We start from the raw sequence: 18928 nt of genomic DNA, 5'->3' as shown, positions 1-18928 counted from the left end.
TTCATTTGCAGAATGAAGTCCAGAGGATTCTTCGTTTGCAAGCGCAGCTTGAGCCCAACAAAATCCAGTAAAAGGCCATCACCCTCTCCACCGTCATCAGGAATTTTTCTATGCCCAGTACCGCACATGTGAGTCCAGACGAGATCCGCAAGGGTTTTTCCAAGGCCATGTCCGATATGTACCGCGATGAAGTTCCGCTGTACGGCGCGCTGATGGAACTGGTGGCCGACACCAACAAGCGCGTGCTCGACAACGAGCCGGGTTTGGCGCAACAGCTGCAACGCACCGGCGAAATCCAGCGCCTGGACATGGAGCGTCACGGCGCCATCCGTCTCGGCACGGCAGCGGAACTGGCCACCATCAGCCGTCTGTTTGCGGTGATGGGCATGCAGCCGGTGGGCTACTACGACCTCACCCCAGCGGGCGTGCCGGTGCATTCCACCGCGTTTCGCGCCGTGCATGAACAGGCGTTGCAGACCAGCCCCTTTCGGGTGTTCACCTCGCTGCTGCGCCTGGAATTGATCGAGAACCTCGAACTGCGCGCCTTCGCCGAAACCGCCTTGGCCAAACGTTCGATCTTCACCCCCGGCGCCCTGGCGCTGATCGAACAAGCGCAAACAAACGGTGGCCTCAACGCCGAGGATGCCGCTGAATTTATCCGTCAGGCCCTGGAAACCTTCCGCTGGCACCACACCGCCACCGTCACTGGCGCGCAGTACCAGCAACTCAGTGACCAGCACCGCCTGATCGCCGACGTGGTGGCCTTCAAAGGCCCACACATCAACCACCTGACCCCACGCACCCTGGACATCGACCAAGTGCAAGCCTCCATGCCAGGCAAAGGCATCACCCCCAAGGCTGTGATCGAAGGCCCACCGCGCCGCCAGTGCCCGATCCTGCTGCGCCAAACCAGCTTCAAGGCCCTTGACGAAGCCATCGCCTTCACCGACGCCCGAGGCAGCCACAGCGCCCGCTTTGGCGAGATCGAACAACGTGGCGTCGCGCTCACGCCCAAAGGCCGCGCACTGTACGACCAACTGCTGAATGCCGCCCGCGACGAGCTGGGCGCGTTCCCCAACGAGGGTAATGCCGCGCGCTATACGCAATTAATGGAACAGCACTTCCAGGCCTTCCCCGACCACCACGGGCAGATGCGTGAGCAAGGCCTGGCGTACTTTCGCTACTTCACTACGCAAACAGGCCTGGCGGCACGTGGCCGCGCCGATCAGCCACGCACATTGGAAGCGCTGATCGCCGCTGGCCACGTGGACGTGGAGCCGTTGGTGTATGAGGATTTTCTACCGGTGAGTGCGGCGGGGATTTTCCAGTCGAACCTGGGCGATGCGGCGCAGAGTCACTACGCAGCCAATTCAAACCAGGCGGAGTTCGAGAAGGCCCTGGGACGCACGACCATTGACGAATTGAAGCTATATGGCGAGACGCAGCAGCGATCGATGGATGCGTGCACTGCGGCACTGCTGGCCTGAAAGACAGTGCCCACCCGGCTCACCAACGCAATCCTTGCGCTGCGATAAGTCCCCAGAGCCGGGTGGACGGGGCGCATCATAAGGATTGGTTCCCATGATGTCCCCCAGTCAAATCTGAATAAAACTCACCGCGCTTCAGGCGTCCAATCGCCCCGCGATTTCGTCTTTTAGCAACAGGCGTTTCTTCTTCAACACCTCCACCTCCATGTCGTCGGCCTTGCGTGATTCCGCCTGTAGCACCTCCCCGTCGGCAGCGTCGTATTGCGTGAGCAGCGAGTCCAAGCGTTTATCGCTCGCCCTGCGTTCGTGAACGACTTCCTTGCTCAACCCCAAATCCTGATACAGGTCGTGTTTCACTGGCATGGCGTACCTCCGCAAGTTGATCAATGGCCTACGCCTTTGAAGCTAGCCCATTGCAGCGGTTCTTGTCATGTTTACGGTCAATACAGCCCCGTTCGTCGCGGCAAAGGCAATGGGATCAAACCTTCGCGGCGCCGTGCCCTCCACACTAGATCGTCACTTGAGGGAGACCGGGTTCATGACTATTGCTGCCACCACTGTCGACACCCTATGCATCAACACCCTGCGCACCCTGGCGATGGATGCCGTGCAGAAGGCCAATTCCGGCCACCCAGGCACGCCCATGGGCCTGGCGCCAGTGGGGTACACGCTGTGGAGCCGGTTTTTGCGCTATCACCCCGAGCACCCCGACTGGCCCAACCGTGACCGGTTTGTGTTGTCGGTGGGGCATGCGTCGATGCTGTTGTACTCGCTGCTGCACTTGGCCGGGGTGGTGGAGATTGATGCCCACGGCCAGCGCACCGGGCAGCCGGCAATCAGCCTGGATGATATCAAGCAGTTCCGCCAGGCCGACTCCAAGACCCCAGGGCACCCGGAATACCGCATGACCACAGGTGTAGAAACCACCACCGGGCCCCTCGGCCAGGGCTGCGCCAACAGCGTGGGCATGGCGATGGCCGAGCGTTGGCTGGCTGAGCGTTTCAACCGCGACGACCAGGTGGTGTTCGACTATGACGTCTACACCCTGTGCGGCGACGGCGACATGATGGAAGGCATCAGCAGCGAAGCGGCGTCGATGGCCGGGCATTTGAAACTGGATAACCTGTGCTGGATCTACGACAACAACACCATCAGCATCGAAGGCCACACTGAGCTGGCGTTCAGCGAGGACTTGATCAAGCGGTTCCAGGCCTATGGCTGGCACACCTTGCACGTCACCGATGCCAATGACTTGCAGGCCCTGAGCGCGGCCCTGGAAACCTTCCAGGCGACTACCGGCGCGCCGACCCTGATCGTGGTCGACAGCGTGATCGGCTACGGCTCGCCCCACAAGCACAACACCGCCGCCGCCCATGGCGAGCCATTGGGTGACGAGGAAATCCGCCTGACCAAGGCCGCGTATGGCTGGCCGCAGGATTCTAGCTTCCTGGTGCCCGATGAAGCGCGCACGCCGTTACGCGATGCACTACACGCACGCGCCGAACCGTTGCTCCAACAATGGAACCAGACCGTGTCTCGCCTCGATCCACAACTGGCCGATGAACTGCGGCGGATGCGCGCCGGGGAGATGCCCGAGCACTGGCAGGCTGAGCTGCCGAGCTTTGCCGCCGATGCCAAGGGCGTCGCCAGCCGCGCGGCGGGTGGCGAGGTGCTGAATGCCTTCGCCCAGCAGATCCCCTGGCTGCTTGGCGGCTCGGCGGACTTGTCGCCGTCGACCAAGACCAACCTCACCTTCGACGGCGCGGGGCGCTTCAGTGCCGACGACTACAGTGGGCGCAACCTGCATTTCGGTATTCGCGAACACGCCATGGGCGCCATCGCCAATGGCATGGCGCTGTCATACCTGCGGCCGTACACCTCGACCTTCCTGGTGTTCAGCGACTATATGAAACCGCCGATCCGCCTGGCAGCGATCATGGAGTTGCCGGTGGTGTTCGTGTTTACCCACGACTCCATCGGCGTGGGCGAAGATGGGCCGACGCACCAGCCTATCGAGCACCTGACGCAATTGCGCGCCACGCCGGGGCTGCTGACCCTGCGGCCGGGCGATGCCAATGAAACCCTGGAACTGTGGAAAGTTGCCCTGGCGCAAACTTCCCGACCAAGCTGTGTGGTGCTGTCACGCCAGCCGCTGCCGACCTTGGACCGCACGCGTTATGCGACGGCATCCGGGGCGGCCAGGGGGGCTTATGTGTTGGCAGGGGCGGATGAGCCCAAGGTGATCCTGATCGGCACCGGCAGCGAAGTCAGCCTGACGGTGGCGGCCTATGAAAAGCTCAAGGGTGAAGGCATTGCCGTACAGGTCGTGTCGATGCCAAGTTGGGAATTGTTCGAAGAACAGGACCAGGCCTATCGCGACAGTGTGTTGCCGCCTGCGGTGAAAGCGCGGGTAGTGGTGGAACAGGCGGGCCCGTTAGGGTGGGACCGTTATGTGGGGCAGACTGGCGCCAAAGTGGTGATGAACAGCTTCGGGGCTTCCGCGCCGCTGGCCAAATTGCAGGAGAAGTTTGGGTTTACTGTGGAGAATGTTGTGAAACAGGCCAAGCAACAAATCCAACTGACTGGACACTGATCCCTGTGGGAGGGAGCAAGCCCCCTCCCACATTTGGACCTCTTGGGCTGTTAAATCAGCTCTCGGGCGAGGAATGGCGCGGTCCGGCTTTTCTTGCTCTTGGCAACTTTCTGCGGCGTACCACTGGCCACCACCTGCCCGCCCAAATCCCCTGCCCCAGGCCCGATATCGATCACCCAGTCACTCTGGGCTACCACGCGCATTTCATGCTCGACCACCACCACCACCGTGTGCCCCGCATCCACCAAGTGATTGAGCTGGCTGAGCAGGCGATCCACGTCCTTTGGGTGCAAGCCTGTGGTCGGTTCATCCAGCACATACAAGGTTGCGCCACGAGCGTTGCGTTGCAGCTCGGTGGCCAACTTGATGCGCTGCGCCTCACCACCGGACAGTTCAGTCGCCGGCTGGCCCAGCCGCAAGTAACCCAGTCCGATATCCCGCAGCACCTGCAACGAGCGCAACACTGCTGGCTGCTCGGCAAAGACCTCGACGGCCTGTTCGACGGTCAACCCCAGTACCTGCGCGATGCTCAAGCCCTGCCATTGGATGGCCAGCGTTTCGGGGTTGTAACGTGCGCCATGACAGGTCGGACATGGTGCATACACGCTCGGCATAAACAGCAACTCGACGCTGACAAAGCCCTCGCCCTCGCAGTTCGTGCAACGGCCTTTGGCGACGTTGAAGGAGAACTGGCCCGCATCGTACTGGCGCTTCTGCGCCGCGGGCGTGGCGGCGAACAGTTTGCGTACGTTGTCAAATAGCCCGGTATAGGTTGCCAGGTTGGAGCGCGGGGTGCGGCCGATGGGTTTCTGGTCCACCTGCACCAGCCGGCGGATGTGCTCCAGCCCCGCGCTGATGCGCCCACCGCTGGTGTACGGCGCGTCATCTTCCAGGTTTGGTTCTTCGTCGTTTTCCACCACGCGCCCGAGGCCGCTGCCCACCAATTCCAACAGTGCCTGGCTGACCAGGCTGGACTTGCCCGAGCCGGAAATACCGGTCACGGCGGTGAAGCACCCCAAGGGGAAATCCACGTTCAGATCGTTGAGGTTATTGCGTGTTACGCCTTCCAGCTTCAACCAGCCGCTGGGCTCGCGGCGCGGCGGGTTCGAGGGGCGCTGCTCGGCAAACAAATACTCGCGGGTCTGCGACGCCTGTACGTCAGCCAACCCTGCAGGCGGCCCGCTGTACAGCACTTGCCCACCATGCTCACCGGCGGCCGGGCCTACATCGATCAACCAATCGGCGCGGCGCATGGTTTGCAGGTCATGTTCCACCACAAATAACGAATTGCCCGCTGCCTTCAAGCGCTCCAGCGCGGTGAACAGCGCCTCGCCATCCGCCGGGTGCAAACCCGCCGACGGCTCATCCAGCACATAGATCACCCCAAACAGTTGCGAACCCAATTGGGTGGCCAGGCGCAAACGTTGCAACTCCCCGGAGGACAAGGTCGGCGTGCTGCGTTCCAGGGACAGATAACCCAACCCCAGCTCGGTCAAGGTACTGACTCGCTCCAACAAATCCTGGGCGATGCGCTGCGCCGCCAGGCGTTTTTCCACGGACAGTTTCATCCTGTCCTGACCCGCTGCCACCGGCCGCAGCAGCGCGGCCAATTGTGTCAACGACAGCTGGGACAACTCGCCGATGTCGACCCCGGCAAACTTCACCGACAACGCCGCCTGGGTCAGTCGTTTACCGTCGCACAACGGGCAGGCACTGCCCTGCATGAACTGCGCGACGCGCTTTTTCATCAGAGCACTTTGGGTGTGGCTGAAGGTGTGCAAGATATAGCGCCGCGCGCCGCTGAAGGTGCCCTGGTAACTCGGCTCCAGCTTGCGTTTCAACGCTTCGCGGGTTTGTTCAGGGGTGAAACCGGCATACACCGGGACGGTGGGGGTTTCTTCGGTAAAGAGGATCCAGTCGCGCTGCTTTTTGGGCAGATCGCGCCACGGGATGTCCACGTCATAGCCCAGGGTCACGAGGATGTCGCGCAGGTTCTGGCCTTGCCACGCCAACGGCCAAGACGCCACTGCGCGCTGGCGAATGGTCAGCGAGGGGTCGGGCACCATCAGCGCCTCGGTCACTTCATACACGCGCCCCAGGCCATGACACTGGGGGCACGCGCCCTGGGGCAGGTTCGGTGAAAAGTCCTCGGCATACAACATTGCCTGCCCCGCCGGGTAGCTACCGGCGCGTGAGTAAAGCATGCGAATCAGGCTCGACAAGGTGGTGACGCTGCCCACCGACGACCGCGCACTCGGCGTGCCGCGCTGCTGTTGCAGGGCCACGGCGGGCGGCAGGCCTTCGATGCTGTCCACATCCGGCACACCCACCTGATCGATCAAGCGGCGCGCATACGGTGCCACCGACTCGAAATAACGCCGCTGGGCCTCGGCATACACCGTGGAAAACGCCAGTGACGACTTGCCCGAACCCGACACACCGGTAAACACCACCAGGGCATCCCGAGGGATATCCACGTCGACGTTTTGCAAGTTGTGCTCGCGGGCGCCGCGCACCCGGACAAAACCTGGGCGCTGGGCAGTGATCGCAGGGATGTTGCGCTGTGAAGTCATGGTCAACCTTATCGTGCGGTGAGCACACTGCGCACCCGTAGCGTCAGGGCTTCGGGGCTGTAGGGCTTGCTCAGCAGATGAATGTCGGGGCTCAGCAGGTGGTTGCTGGAGAGGATGTCGCGGGTGTGGCCGGAGGTGAACAGCACCGGCACCGGAGGGGTTTGTGCGCGAGCCCAGGCCGCCAGGTCAGTGCTTTTAAACCGGCCGGGCATGACCACGTCGGTAAAAATCAGCTCGGGTTGCAGGCCGGCGTTGAGTTTCAACATGGCCTGGTCGCCATCTTCGGCGGTGATTACCGTATAGCCTGACTGTTCGAGCACATCCACCACGGTCAGGCGCACGCCTTCATTGTCTTCGACCACCAGGATGGTTTCCTGGCCGCCCAAGGAGGCGACGGGCTCGGGGGACGCCTCAAGGCATTCCTCGCCCAGGCTGCGCGGGAAGTACAACTGCACCACAGTGCCCTGGCCCTCTTTGCTGCTGACGTCGACATGCCCGCCGCTTTGACGCACAAAACCGAACACCATGCTCAAGCCCAGGCCGGTGCCGTGGCCGTCGCGCTTGGTGGTAAAGAACGGTTCGAACACCTTGGCCTGGATCGCCGGCGGCATGCCCACGCCGGTATCGGTCACCGCCAGGCGCACATATTCGCCGGGGCTGATGCTTTTGCCGATGCAATCGCCGGGGTTGAGGATGATGTTTTCACCGCTGATGCAGATCACCCCTTCGCCTTTCATGGCATCGCGGGCATTGATCGCCAGGTTGAGCAGGGCATTTTCCAATTGGTTGCGGTCGACGTTGATGTGCCAGGAATCCTGGGGCAACTGCACGTCGATATGAATGGTTTCACCCAGCGCACGCTGCAGCAGCTCGCCAAGGCCGGCATAGATGCGTTGCGGGTTGTACACCGCCGGCGACAACGGCTGACGCCGGGCAAAGGCCAGCAGTTGCGCCGACAGCTTGGCCCCTCGCTCCACCGCCGCAATGGCCGCGCTGACACGGCGCTGCACCTGGGGGTTGTCCGGCTCATGACGAGCCAGCAAATGCAGGTTGCCGGCGATCACTTGCAGCAGGTTATTGAAGTCGTGGGCCACGCCACCGGTCAGGCCGCCGATGGCTTCCAGCTTCTGCGACTGGCGCAACTGGTCTTCGGCGGCTGAGCGCGCCTGTACTTCGGCAGCTACGCGCTGTTCGAGATTGTGCGTCAGTTCCTGGCGCACCTGCTCGGACTTCACCAGTTCGGTGGTCTCCACCACAATCGCCAGCACCCCGGCCGGTTGCTGGTTGTCGCCAGCGACGGGGCTGTAATAGAGGTCCAGCCACACGGTTTCCGGCCGGCCGTTGCGCAGCAACACCAGGTCTTTGTTGTTGAACGACAAGGTGCCGCCGGCCAGGCAGGTGTCCACCACATGCCGGTTGAAATCTGCCACTTCCGGCCAGCCCAGCTCCACAGGCGTGCCCAATAGGTAAGGATGGCGGCCACCGGCAAACACCGAGTAACTGTCGTTGTAGATCATGTAGCCGGCACGCCCCCACAGCATCACCATCGGCACCGGTGATGCCAGCAGCATCTGCACGGTACAGGCCAGGCTGGTGGACCACTGATCAATGGGACCGAGGTCAGTGGTCGACCAATCGAATGCGCGAATACGCTGGGCCATTTCACCGGCCCAACCGTCACAGCCATGGGGGTTGGATAGAAATTGCATCGTTCGGCTCAGTGCAAATAGAGAGGACAGTCGCCATTTTTTGAGCTTACACGGCGCGGATGGTTTCATCTGGTATAAATTTGGGTGGGCCTCAGTGAAAATCCCGGCTGCGCACCTGCATGCCATCCAGCAACGGCGAGAGGTCGGTGAGCCGCCCCGCGATCAGGTGCCGTACTTCGCCCACCGCCTCCCAGCGCCCGTCCACCTTGAGCAGGCGCGAGCCCACCAACGCCTGGCGCTGACGTTCGGCCAAGTCGCGCCAGACCACCACATTGAGGTTGCCGAATTCGTCTTCCAGGGTGACAAAGGTCACGCCGCTGGCCGTGCCCGGACGCTGGCGCCCCGTGACCAACCCCGCGACACTCACATTGCGCCCATGCTCCACCGCCATCAGCTCGCGGGAACTGCGACAGCGCCGCTTGCGCAACTCATCGCGCAACAACGCCAGCGGATGCGGGCCAAGGGTGGTGCCGATTGTGGCGTAATCGGCCTGCAGGTCCTCGCCGACCGTGGGTTTGGGCAACGCCACCACGGCTTCGTCGGGGCTGGGCAAGCCGGCAAACAGCCCCAGTTGTTTGTGCACCCCGGCCACGTCCCAGCGCGCCTGGTGCCGGTTACCGGCCAGGGTGCGCAAGGCGCCTGCATCGGCCAACAAGGCCTGGGCGCGGGCATCCAGCCCCGCACGTTCGTCCAGGTCGGCAATATCGCTGAATTGCCGGCGTTGGCGCGCAGCTTCAATGCGCCGTCCATCCTCTTCACGAAACCCGGCAATCATGCGCAGGCCCATGCGGATCGCCGGTTGCTGGCCATCGATAGGCTCCAGGCTGCAATCCCAGTCGCTGGCCCGCACATCCACCGGGCGTATCTGCAAACGATGGCGCCGCGCGTCCTGCAGGATCTGGTCCGGGCTGTAGAAACCCATAGGCCAGCTGTTGATCAACGCACAGGCGAACGCCGCCGGTTCGTGGCATTTAAGCCAGCAACTGGCGTAGGTCAGCAAGGCAAAGCTGGCCGCATGGGACTCCGGGAAGCCATAGCTGCCAAAGCCCTTGATCTGCTCGAAAATCTGCGCGGCAAAGGCCTCGGTGTAGCCATTCTTGAGCATGCCGGTGCGCAGGCGTTCCTGATGGGGCTCCAGGCCGCCGTGACGTTTCCAGGCGGCCATGGAACGGCGCAACTGGTCGGCCTCGCCAGGGCTGTAGTCGGCAGCGACCATAGCGATCTGCATCACTTGTTCCTGGAACAGCGGGATGCCCAAGGTGCGCTTCAGTACGGCTTTCAACTGTTGCGAGGGGTAGGTTTCCTCTTCCTCTTTGTTCCGACGCCGTAGATACGGATGCACCATGCCGCCCTGGATCGGCCCGGGGCGCACGATCGCCACCTCAATCACCAGGTCATAAAAAGTCTGTGGCTTGAGCCGGGGCAACATCGACATCTGCGCCCGCGACTCGATCTGGAACACGCCGATGGTGTCGGCCTTGCTGATCATCGCGTAGGTGGCCGGGTCTTCCTTCGGGATCGTCGCCAGGGCCAGGTCAAGGTTGCGATGGCGACGCAGCAGGTCAAAGCAGCGACGAATCGCGCTGAGCATGCCCAAGGCGAGGATATCGACCTTGAGCAGGCCCACGGCATCCAGATCATCCTTGTCCCACTGGATGATGGTGCGCTCGGCCATCGCCGCGTTTTCCACCGGCACCAGGGTGTCCAGCGGGTATTCTGAAATCACGAAACCGCCGGGGTGCTGGGACAGGTGCCGGGGAAAGCCGATCAGTTGCTGGGTGAGCGTGAGCACACGGCGCAGGAGTGGGCTGTCCGGGTCGAAGCCGCCTTCGCGCAGACGTTCCAGCGGCGGCGCATCATCACTCCAGCGCCCACAGCAGTCGGCCAGGGCGTTGATCTGGTCCGGCGGCAACCCGAGGGCCTTGGCCACGTCACGGACTGCGCCAGCCGCGTGGTAACTGCTGACCACCGCCGTCAGCGCCGCACGGGTGCGACCGTAGCGCTGGAACACGTATTGCAGCACTTCTTCGCGGCGTTCGTGCTCGAAGTCCACGTCGATATCCGGCGGCTCGTTGCGCTCCTCTGACAGGAAGCGCTCGAACAGCATATTCGTCAGGCTCGGGTTGATCTCGGTGATGCCCAAGGCAAAACACACCGCCGAGTTGGCCGCCGAACCACGGCCCTGGCACAGGATCGAACGGCTGCGGGCGAAACGCACGATGTCATGCACGGTGAGGAAGTAGCTTTCGTAACCCAGTTTGCTGATCAATGCCAGCTCGTGATTGATCTGCCGCAAGGTCTGGGCGTCGATACCTTCGGGCCAACGCTGGGCAATGCCTTCTTCGGTGACGGCGCGCAGCCAGGAACCGGCGTCATGCCCCTCAGGCACCAGCTCGCGTGGGTAGTGATAACGCAATTGGCCGAGATCGAAGGTGCAGCGGCGCGCAATGCTCAGGGTTTCGTCAAGCAAGGCTTGGGGGTACAGCGCACTCAAGGCATCAAGGCTGCGCAGGTGCCGCTCGCCGTTGGGATGCAGGCGCGTACCGGCTTCGGCCACCGGTACGTGATGGCGGATGGCAGTCATGGTGTCTTGCAGGGCGCGGCGGCCGCGCGCGTGCATATGCACATCGCCGCAGGCCACTGCCGGGATATTCAGGCTGGCCGCCAACTGCAGACGCTGCTGCAGATGACGCCCATCGTCCTGGCCGCAATGCAGTTGCACCGCCAGCCACAGGCGTTCGGCGAAGGTGCGATGCAGCCATTGGATCGAGGCCTGGGTGTCACTGTCGTCGGCGACCCATAGCGCCAGCAGACCACTGAGAGGCTGATCGAAGTCTTCGTGCAGCAGGCGGTAATGGCCTTTTTCGGCACGCCGTCGGGCCAGGGTAATCAGCCGACACAGGTGCTGGTAACCGCTGAGGTCTTGCACCAGCAGCACCAGTTTCGGGCCGTTTTCGATGCGCACTTCGCTGCCGATAATCAGCGCCAGTTCCACCGCCTTCGCCGCCTGCCAGGCACGCACGATCCCGGACAAGGTGCATTCATCGGTGATCGCCAGCGCGCTGTAGCCCTGGCGCTTGGCCCGTTCGAACAACTCCAGCGCACTGGACGCGCCGCGCTGGAAACTGAAATTGGACAGGCAATGCAGCTCGGCGTAGTTCATGCAAACCAGCCTTGCAGCCACAAGCCATCGCCCTGCCCCACGCTACGGTATGCCCAGCCTTGCTGGCCGGCGCGAGTCTGGATCAAGTAATAATCGCGGCGGACATCGGCGCCGTCCCACCAGCCAGACTCAATGCGTTCCGGGCCCATGAGGATCTGCACGCCCTGCTCGGCCAGCAAGGTGGGTTCGCTGAGCAGCCAGCCGGGGCGTTGCACCTTGTTCAAACTCGGGCACACGCGACTGTCGGCCGTGGCTTGCCAGGCGCACTCGGGGCGGTGATCGGCATGAAAGCGCAGGCCCTGCACCGCCTCATCCCCCAGGCGTGCGCGCAGGCGTTCGCGCAGTTGCTCCCAGGGCAGGGTTTGTTGCGGGCGGTCGTCGAACAGGTCCTGGCGCTGCGGCACAAACACCGGCAGGTCCTGGGCCACCAGGCGAAAGCCGCGCACCGGCGCGGTGACTTGCACCTGCTCCAGGCGCCCACGGGCGAGTTCGAACAGCATCGCCGGCTCGCGCTCGGAGCTGAGCAGGCCAACCTTGATCACACTGTCGGGCAACTGCGCATGTTCCAGGTGCAGGTCAAAACGCTGCACGCCACTGTCACGGCCACACAGGAAGGCAGCTAAATCACCGGTCAAACGCCGTAGCGGAAACAGCAGCGCCTGGTGCGATTGCACGTCGAAATTCAGTTCGATACGCACATCGAACTGGTCTGGCGGCTGGTAAAACCCCAGGGCCAGTGGGCGCTGCCCGACCAACGTATCCAGGTGCTTGAGCAGGCTGGCATCAAAGCGCCGCGCCAAGGTGTGCCGGGGCAATGCCTGCACCTGGGCCAAGGTGCGCAGGCCCATGCGGGATAACGCGATAGCCGCCTGAGGCTCAAGGCCGGCGCGGTCGATGGGCAGCGCGGCCAAGGCCTGCATCAAGGTGTGATCCTCTACGGCCAGGCCATCGTAGAGATTGGCCAGCACCCGCGCCGCCGCCGGGTTGGGCGCGGCGACGATCCGGTGGCGAAAGCCCAGCTCGGCCAATTCCTTGCGCAAGCGCGCTTCAAACTGCGGCCAAGGCCCGAACAGCCCGAGGCTCGACTCGATTTCAAACAGCAAGGTGCGCGGGTAATACAGGCTCACCTGGGAACTGAACTTATAGGCCCAGGCCGCCAGAAACTGCTGCCCGCGCTCGATCTCGGCGGGGTCGTATTCGGCGCTGGCAAAGGTCTTGGCCAGGGCATGGGCCGCCGTCAGCGAAAGGCCTGGGCGCAGACCCAAGGCGCGCGCGGCGTCGTTGACGGTTTGCAGCACGCGCCGCTGCGGCGTGCCGGCCAGCAACACGAGGGGTTGGTCGGGCTCGGGGTGCACACGCTGCACCCCGTCCAGCGCCAATTGCGGGAAGACAATACACACCCAGCGCATGCCAACCTCAGGACCCGGCCAGCGCAATCGGCGCGGGGTGAGCCAAGCCGCCGCGACACTTGAGCACCCGCACTTGCGCGGGCTTGGCCTCGACCGCCAGGCGCAGGGCTGCGGGCGATGAGTTGACCGCCTCGCTCAAGGCACGCCAGGCAAACGCCAGGGTCTGGCCGGTTTCCGCCGCCACTTGCAAGCGCCGCAGCGCCCGGTCATCGGCCTGGCGCGGCCAGCACAATACGGCACCGCAACTGCCAGAACGCAGGCACTGCTCCACCGCCCACAACGCATCGCGTGCCTCGGCGTGAATCACCGACAACTGGCGCACATCCACCCCGGCGTTCTGCCACGCATGGGGGTACGGCGTATAAGGCGGCGCGACCAGCACAATGCGCTCCCCCAATGCCGACAAGCGCGCCAAGGTCGGCAGCACCAGTTGCAGCTCACCGATCCCTTCCCTGGCCATCAGGATTTCACTCAAGGCCGACTCCGGCCAGCCACCGCTGGGCAGCACCGCATCCAGCGCTGCCAGCCCGGTGGGATGCACACTGGCCGGCGGCGCGACGGGCCGGCCTTTCCACACGCGCCCGCCATTGAACAGCGCGTCCAGGGCAACGACGGCGCCCATCAGCCTTGCCTCACCAAGCCGCAAAACACCCCTTCGATGGCCAGGTCCTGGTCGGGGCCCACCACAATGGGTTGATACGCAGGGTTACGCGGCAGCAGGCGCACGCTGTCGCCATTGTGCTCAAAGCGTTTGATGGTGACTTCACCGTCCAGGCGCGCCACCACGATCTGCCCGTTCAAGGCCTCGGCACTGCGGCGCACGCCCACCAGGTCGCCGTCGAGGATGCCGTCTTCGATCATCGAATCGCCCTGTACCCGCAGCAGGTAGTCCGGGGTTTTCGCGAAGGTGGCCGGGTCCAGTTGCAGGCGGCTGTGGATTTCGGCGTCGGCACCGATGGGCAGGCCTGCGGCGACACGGCCGAGTACCGGCACATCCAGCCATTGCGGGCGTGCGGCTTGGTTGAGCAGGCGAATGCCACGGGCCTGGTTGGAGTTAACCTCGATGTAGCCGGCCTCGGTCAGCGCCACCACGTGTTTACGCGCGACGCTGCGCGAGGCAAAGCCAAATGCCTCGGCGATCTCGGCGAGGCTGGGGGACTGACCATGCTGCGCGATACGCTCGCGGATGAAGGTCAGGATGGCAGTGCGGCGGGGAGTGAGAGTCGTCATGGAGTACATTTGTACTCCTGTGGGAAATTTCTGACAATAGCCACCAGTCGGCGACCTCGCCTACAGGCTGGGCAGACCGCATCATCCAGGCAATGGAATCACCCGCAACGGCCTCACCGACTTATACGAAAAGCTCGAATAAATCTCTTTGACGCAAGGCAGCGCCTGCAACACCTCTCGTGCAAACTCCCCAAACGATTCAAGGTCTTTGGCCACCACTTCGAGCAAAAAGTCATAGCGCCCAGACACGTTATGGCACGCCACGATTTGCGGAATCGCCAACAAACGCTGCTCAAATGCCCGGGCGATTTCCTGGGTATGGCTCTGCATCATGATGCTGACAAACGCCGTCACCCCATACCCCAGTGCCTTGGGCGAGAGGATCGCCTGGTAGCCGCTGATCACCCCGCTCTCCTCCAGGTTGCGCACCCGTCGCCAGCAGGGCGAAGTGGTCAGGGCTACGCGGTCGGCCAATTCGGCCACGGTTAAACGGGCATTGCCTTGCAGGGCGTTCAATAACGCTTTGTCGGTACGGTCGAGAGTGACGGGCATGGTTTGCCTCTGTTCATTGTTTTTAGAGTTTTTTCATCCCAACACACGGGATTTATCGGCAAAATTTGGACGTTTCAATCGCGGTTATGAGCATAGCATTGTAGGAAATAAGGAGCGCCCCGACATGAACAATAAACACAATGCATTCGGCTTTTCCACCCGCGCCATCCACCACGGCTATGACCCCAAGGACCACCACGGCGCGCTTGTACCGCCGATCTATCTGTCGGCCACGTTTGCCTTCCCGACCGCGGAATACGGCGCTGCCTGTTTTGCCGGTGACGCCAACGGCTACTTCTATACACGCATTTCCAACCCGACCCTGGCGCTGCTGGAGTCACGCATGGCCACCTTGGAGAACGGCGAGGCGGCGGTGGCATTCAGTTCCGGCATGGGCGCGATTGCCGCGACGTTCTGGACCCTGCTGCGCCCAGGCGACGAAGTGATCGTCAGCCAGACGCTCTACGGCTGCACCTTCGCCCTGCTGCATCATGGCATCGGCGAGTTCGGCATCAAGGTGCGCCACGTCGACCTCACCGACCTTGCCGCCCTGCAAGCAGCGCTCAGCCCCGCCACCCGCATGATCTACTGCGAAACCCCGGCCAACCCCACCCTGCAACTGGTGGATATCGCCGCCGTGGCCGCCCTTGCCCATCAACAGCCGAATGTGACCGTGGTGGTCGACAACACGTACTGCACGCCCTACCTGCAACGCCCCCTGGAACTGGGTGCCGATGTGGTGGTGCACTCGGCCACCAAATACCTCAGCGGCCACGGCGATATCACCGCCGGCGTTGCCGTCAGCAACCAGGCCCTGGCCCAGCGCATTCGCCTGCAAGGCCTCAAGGACCTGACCGGCGCGGTGATGTCGCCCCAGGATGCCGCGCTGTTGATGCGCGGCCTCAAGACCCTGGCCCTGCGCATGGACCGCCATTGCAGCAACGCCCAGGCCGTGGCTGAAGCCTTGCAGGCACATCCGGCCGTGGCCTGGGTGACATATCCGGGGCTGCGTTCTTTCCCACAATATGAACTGGCCGCACGGCAGATGAGCCAGGCCGGTGGCATGATTGCCTTCGAACTCAAGGGCGGGCTCGACAACGGTCGGCGCTTCATGAACGCCCTCAAACTGTTTACCCGCGCCGTCAGCCTGGGGGATGCCGAGTCACTGGCCCAGCACCCTGCGAGCATGACCCACTCCACCTACACCCCGGAAGAAAGGGCCCACCACGGCATCAGCGAAGGTTTGGTGCGTTTATCGGTCGGGCTTGAGGACGTTGCCGACCTGCTGGCGGACGTGCACCAAGCCCTGGCCAAATGCACCCGCGCCTTGCCGCGCCAGGCGGTGATGGCCGCCCATCCGCTGAGATAAAGCTTAGGCTCGGCGTTATCCTTTCCCACAAACGGTAGTCGGACGGGTCCGACTACTGTTATGCGTTTTTAATCTGGATTTTTCCGCATTGGATCCCCCTGGCGTGCCCAGGCTGTACTAGCATACGTCCCTGCACTCGACACTCATGGACGAACTGATGAACTCACACCTGTTCCCACATATAGGCAAGGTCATCGCCAGCACCGGCAGTCGCCATTTCCCACGCATGCTGCATGACCTGATCCTCACCCAACTGGCAGTGGACGCCACCCATATCACCCAATTGCACGTCAACCCCGAAGGCCACACCCGCCGCAAGATCAGCCCGGTCTACACCGATTCGGTGGCGGCCCTGGGCGAAGCGCAACCCGCCGCACAACTGCACCTGACGCGCCGCAAGGATGATGTGCGCTACGTGCTGTCGGTGTACCGCTCGCACCAGTCCGACAGCTTTTCGCCCCAGGAACGCAGCATGTTGCAGGACTTTTCCACGCTGTTGCTGCCGATGGTGGAAAAACACATCGCCGCGATCCAGCCCTGCCGCCAGGACACTGATCTGGAGATGCCGGAAAACCAAGGCTTAGAAACCCTGCGCCGGCGGATTGAAGAACGCCTGGTGCAATCGGGGTTGACCTTGTCCAACCGCGAGTTGGAAGTGTGCGTGGGCCTGCTGGCCGGGCGTACCGCGCCGGAGTTGGCCGAGCAGTTGGCGTTGAAGGTCAACACGATTGAAAGCTACCTCAAGCGCGCATCGATCAAACTGGGGATCAGCGGACGGCATTCGTTGTTGCGGTGGATGTATTCCACGGACGACATCGCCAGCTAAACCGGTGGGAGGGGGCAAGCCCCCTCCCACACGTGATCGTCACCGGCCAACAGAAATCAGTCCCTGGCCAGTGCCTCGATCGGGTCCAGCCGCGCCGCATTTCGTGCCGGCACAAAGCCAAACACAATGCCGATCATGGTCGAACAGGCAAACGCCGTGATGATCGAGCCCAGCGAAAACACCATCTCCCACTCCTTCACAAACAACGAAAACAGATAGCCGATGGCAAACGACAGCGAGATGCCAATCATCCCGCCGATCAGGCACACCATCACCGCCTCAACCAGGAACTGCTGACGGATATCCGACTGCCGCGCGCCCACCGCCATGCGAATACCGATCTCGCGGGTACGCTCGGTGACCGACACCAGCATGATATTCATCACACCAATCCCTCCCACCAGCAATGAAATCACCGCGATCAACGACAACAACAACGCCAGGGAGCGGCTGGTCTTTTGCACCGTCTGCATGATGCTGTCGAGGTTATTGGTGAAGAAATCCTTGGTGCCGTGGCGTTGCAGCATGAGCTTGTTGACGTTGTCTTCCACCACTTTGCTCGGCTGGCCGTCCTTGATGCGCACGGTGATGCTGTCCAGATGACGCTGGCCCAGCAGGCGCCCCGCCGCCGTTTCGTAAGGCACCCACACGTTGAGTGCCTTGCTCGCGGCGAACATGTTTTTATTGTCGGCCGTCACGCCGATCACCGTGCACGGCAGGTTGCCCACCAGGATCACCTGGCCCAACGGGTCGACGTTAGGCCCGAACAAGCGGTGCCGGGCATTGTGGTCGATCACCACCACCTGGGCCTGGCGCCGTGCATCGCTTTCGCTGAAGGCAATACCGGCCTCGAGCTTCAAACCCTTGACCTTGAAGTAGCGGTCGCTGACGCCATTGACCTGGGCATCCACGTCGATATTGCCAAAGCGCAACAGCAGGTTGCGGCCCACCACCGGTGTGGCGCTGTCCACGTAGTACAGTTGGTTCAACGCCTCCACATCCGACGGCATCAGGGTTTCGATGGCCGAGGCGCGGCTGTCGCCGAAACTGGTGCCGGAAAAGATGTCGATGGTGTTGCTGCCAATCGCCTGGATGTCCTTGAGCACATAACGCTTGGCGCCCTCGCCGATGGCCGAAATCGACACCACCGAGGTGATGCCGATGACAATGCCAAGCATGGTCAGCAAGGTGCGCATGCGATGGGACACCAGCGCAACCCAGGCCATATTGAACGCTTCCTTGAACAACCCCAGGCTCGCCACCAGGCGCCGTGCACCGGCGCGCCTGGGCTCGATGGGCACTTCGCTGGTCGCGTCCAGGCCAACACAGTCGTTGGCCTTGTCACTGATGATCTCGCCGTCGCAGACCTCGACGATGCGCTGGGCGTTGGCCGCCACCTTGGGGTCGTGGGTGACAATGATCACCGTGTGCCCCGCCGCATGCAGCTCGGCGAGGATGCGCATGACCTCCTTGCCGCTGTGGGTGTCGAGGGCGCCGGTGGGTTCGTCCGCCAGGATCACTTCACCGCCGTTCATCAAGGCGCGGGCGATGCTCACCCGCTGCTGCTGGCCGCCGGAGAGCTGGCTGGGCCGATGCGTGGTGTGGCTGGCCAGGCCCAGGCGCTCAAGCAACTCCCGCGCGCGACTGTGCCGCGCAGTTTGCGGCGTGCCGGCATAGATCGCCGGCATCTCCACGTTGTGCAAGGCGCTGAGGTGCGCCAGCAAGTGGTAGCGCTGGAAGATGAACCCGAAGTAGTCGCGGCGCAGCTCCGCCAGTTGTTCATCACCCAATGAACGGGTTTCGATGCCATTGATCGTGTAACTGCCGGCGGTGGCGTAATCCAGGCCGCCGAGGATATTCATCAGGGTGGATTTGCCCGAACCGGAAGCGCCGATAATCGCGAGCATTTCCCCGGCATGAATCGTCAAATCGATGCCCTTGAGCGCAATGAACTCGCGCTCGCCGGCCATGAAACTGCGGGTGATGCCCTTGAGCTCCAACAGTGGCTGGGTCATCG

General features: G+C 62.8%; 13 protein-coding genes. 4 read left to right on the top strand and 9 right to left on the bottom strand.

Annotated features, from left to right (window positions below; all coding sequences use genetic code 11):
- The first annotated feature begins 110 nt into the window (after window positions 1–110).
- Window positions 111–1487, top strand: a complete 1377-nt coding sequence (locus tag PspS35_RS12685) for a VOC family protein (RefSeq protein ID WP_159934942.1) — start codon at window positions 111–113, stop codon at window positions 1485–1487.
- Between the two features lie 135 nt (window positions 1488–1622).
- Here the strand turns inward: PspS35_RS12685 and PspS35_RS12680 are convergent, their stop codons facing one another.
- Window positions 1623–1850, bottom strand: coding sequence for a DUF465 domain-containing protein (locus PspS35_RS12680; protein WP_159934940.1), 228 nt, complete (start codon window positions 1848–1850; stop codon window positions 1623–1625).
- A gap of 175 nt (window positions 1851–2025) precedes the next feature.
- Between PspS35_RS12680 and tkt the strand changes: the two genes are divergently transcribed.
- Window positions 2026–4080, top strand: a complete 2055-nt coding sequence (gene tkt, locus PspS35_RS12675) for a transketolase (RefSeq protein WP_159934938.1) — start codon at window positions 2026–2028, stop codon at window positions 4078–4080.
- A 50-nt stretch (window positions 4081–4130) separates the two neighbouring features.
- Here the strand turns inward: tkt and uvrA are convergent, their stop codons facing one another.
- The 7 genes from uvrA to PspS35_RS12640 form a co-directional block, all read right to left on the bottom strand.
- On the bottom strand, window positions 4131–6653 hold the full coding sequence (gene uvrA, locus PspS35_RS12670) for an excinuclease ABC subunit UvrA (RefSeq protein ID WP_159934936.1): 2523 nt from the start codon (window positions 6651–6653) through the stop codon (window positions 4131–4133).
- An 8-nt stretch (window positions 6654–6661) separates the two neighbouring features.
- Window positions 6662–8362 (bottom strand): ATP-binding protein, encoded by a 1701-nt coding sequence (locus tag PspS35_RS12665; RefSeq protein ID WP_159934934.1) that lies wholly within the window; start codon window positions 8360–8362, stop codon window positions 6662–6664.
- 91 nt (window positions 8363–8453) lie between these two features.
- Window positions 8454–11546, bottom strand: a complete 3093-nt coding sequence (locus PspS35_RS12660; RefSeq protein ID WP_202982129.1) for an error-prone DNA polymerase — start codon at window positions 11544–11546, stop codon at window positions 8454–8456.
- A complete protein-coding gene (locus tag PspS35_RS12655; RefSeq protein WP_159934930.1) occupies window positions 11522–12934 on the bottom strand; it encodes a DNA polymerase Y family protein in 1413 nt (470 codons plus the stop codon). The genes PspS35_RS12660 and PspS35_RS12655 overlap by 25 nt, the downstream gene beginning before the upstream one ends.
- A 7-nt stretch (window positions 12935–12941) precedes the next feature.
- Window positions 12942–13556 (bottom strand): translesion DNA synthesis-associated protein ImuA, encoded by a 615-nt coding sequence (gene imuA, locus PspS35_RS12650; protein WP_159934928.1) that lies wholly within the window; start codon window positions 13554–13556, stop codon window positions 12942–12944.
- Window positions 13556–14173 carry a transcriptional repressor LexA gene (gene lexA, locus PspS35_RS12645; protein WP_159934926.1) on the bottom strand — a complete coding sequence of 206 codons (618 nt, stop codon included), beginning with the start codon at window positions 14171–14173 and terminating at the stop codon, window positions 13556–13558. The genes imuA and lexA overlap by 1 nt, the downstream gene beginning before the upstream one ends.
- A gap of 72 nt (window positions 14174–14245) precedes the next feature.
- Window positions 14246–14716: an Lrp/AsnC family transcriptional regulator gene (locus tag PspS35_RS12640; protein ID WP_159934924.1), complete on the bottom strand. Its 471-nt coding sequence runs from the start codon at window positions 14714–14716 to the stop codon at window positions 14246–14248.
- Window positions 14717–14840: 124 nt separating this feature from the next.
- Here PspS35_RS12640 and PspS35_RS12635 point away from each other — a divergent pair, with 124 nt between their 5' ends.
- Window positions 14841–16085, top strand: a complete 1245-nt coding sequence (locus PspS35_RS12635; RefSeq protein ID WP_159934922.1) for a methionine gamma-lyase — start codon at window positions 14841–14843, stop codon at window positions 16083–16085.
- A 157-nt stretch (window positions 16086–16242) separates the two neighbouring features.
- Window positions 16243–16911, top strand: coding sequence for a helix-turn-helix transcriptional regulator (locus PspS35_RS12630; RefSeq protein WP_174244805.1), 669 nt, complete (start codon window positions 16243–16245; stop codon window positions 16909–16911).
- Window positions 16912–16967: 56 nt separating this feature from the next.
- Here the strand turns inward: PspS35_RS12630 and PspS35_RS12625 are convergent, their stop codons facing one another.
- Window positions 16968–18926 (bottom strand): MacB family efflux pump subunit, encoded by a 1959-nt coding sequence (locus PspS35_RS12625; protein ID WP_159934918.1) that lies wholly within the window; start codon window positions 18924–18926, stop codon window positions 16968–16970.
- Window positions 18927–18928 lie beyond the last annotated feature (2 nt).

The organism is Pseudomonas sp. S35 (assembly GCF_009866765.1).
Taxonomy (GTDB): Bacteria; Pseudomonadota; Gammaproteobacteria; order Pseudomonadales; family Pseudomonadaceae; genus Aquipseudomonas.
This window is presented reverse-complemented; position numbering and strand designations above follow the sequence as displayed.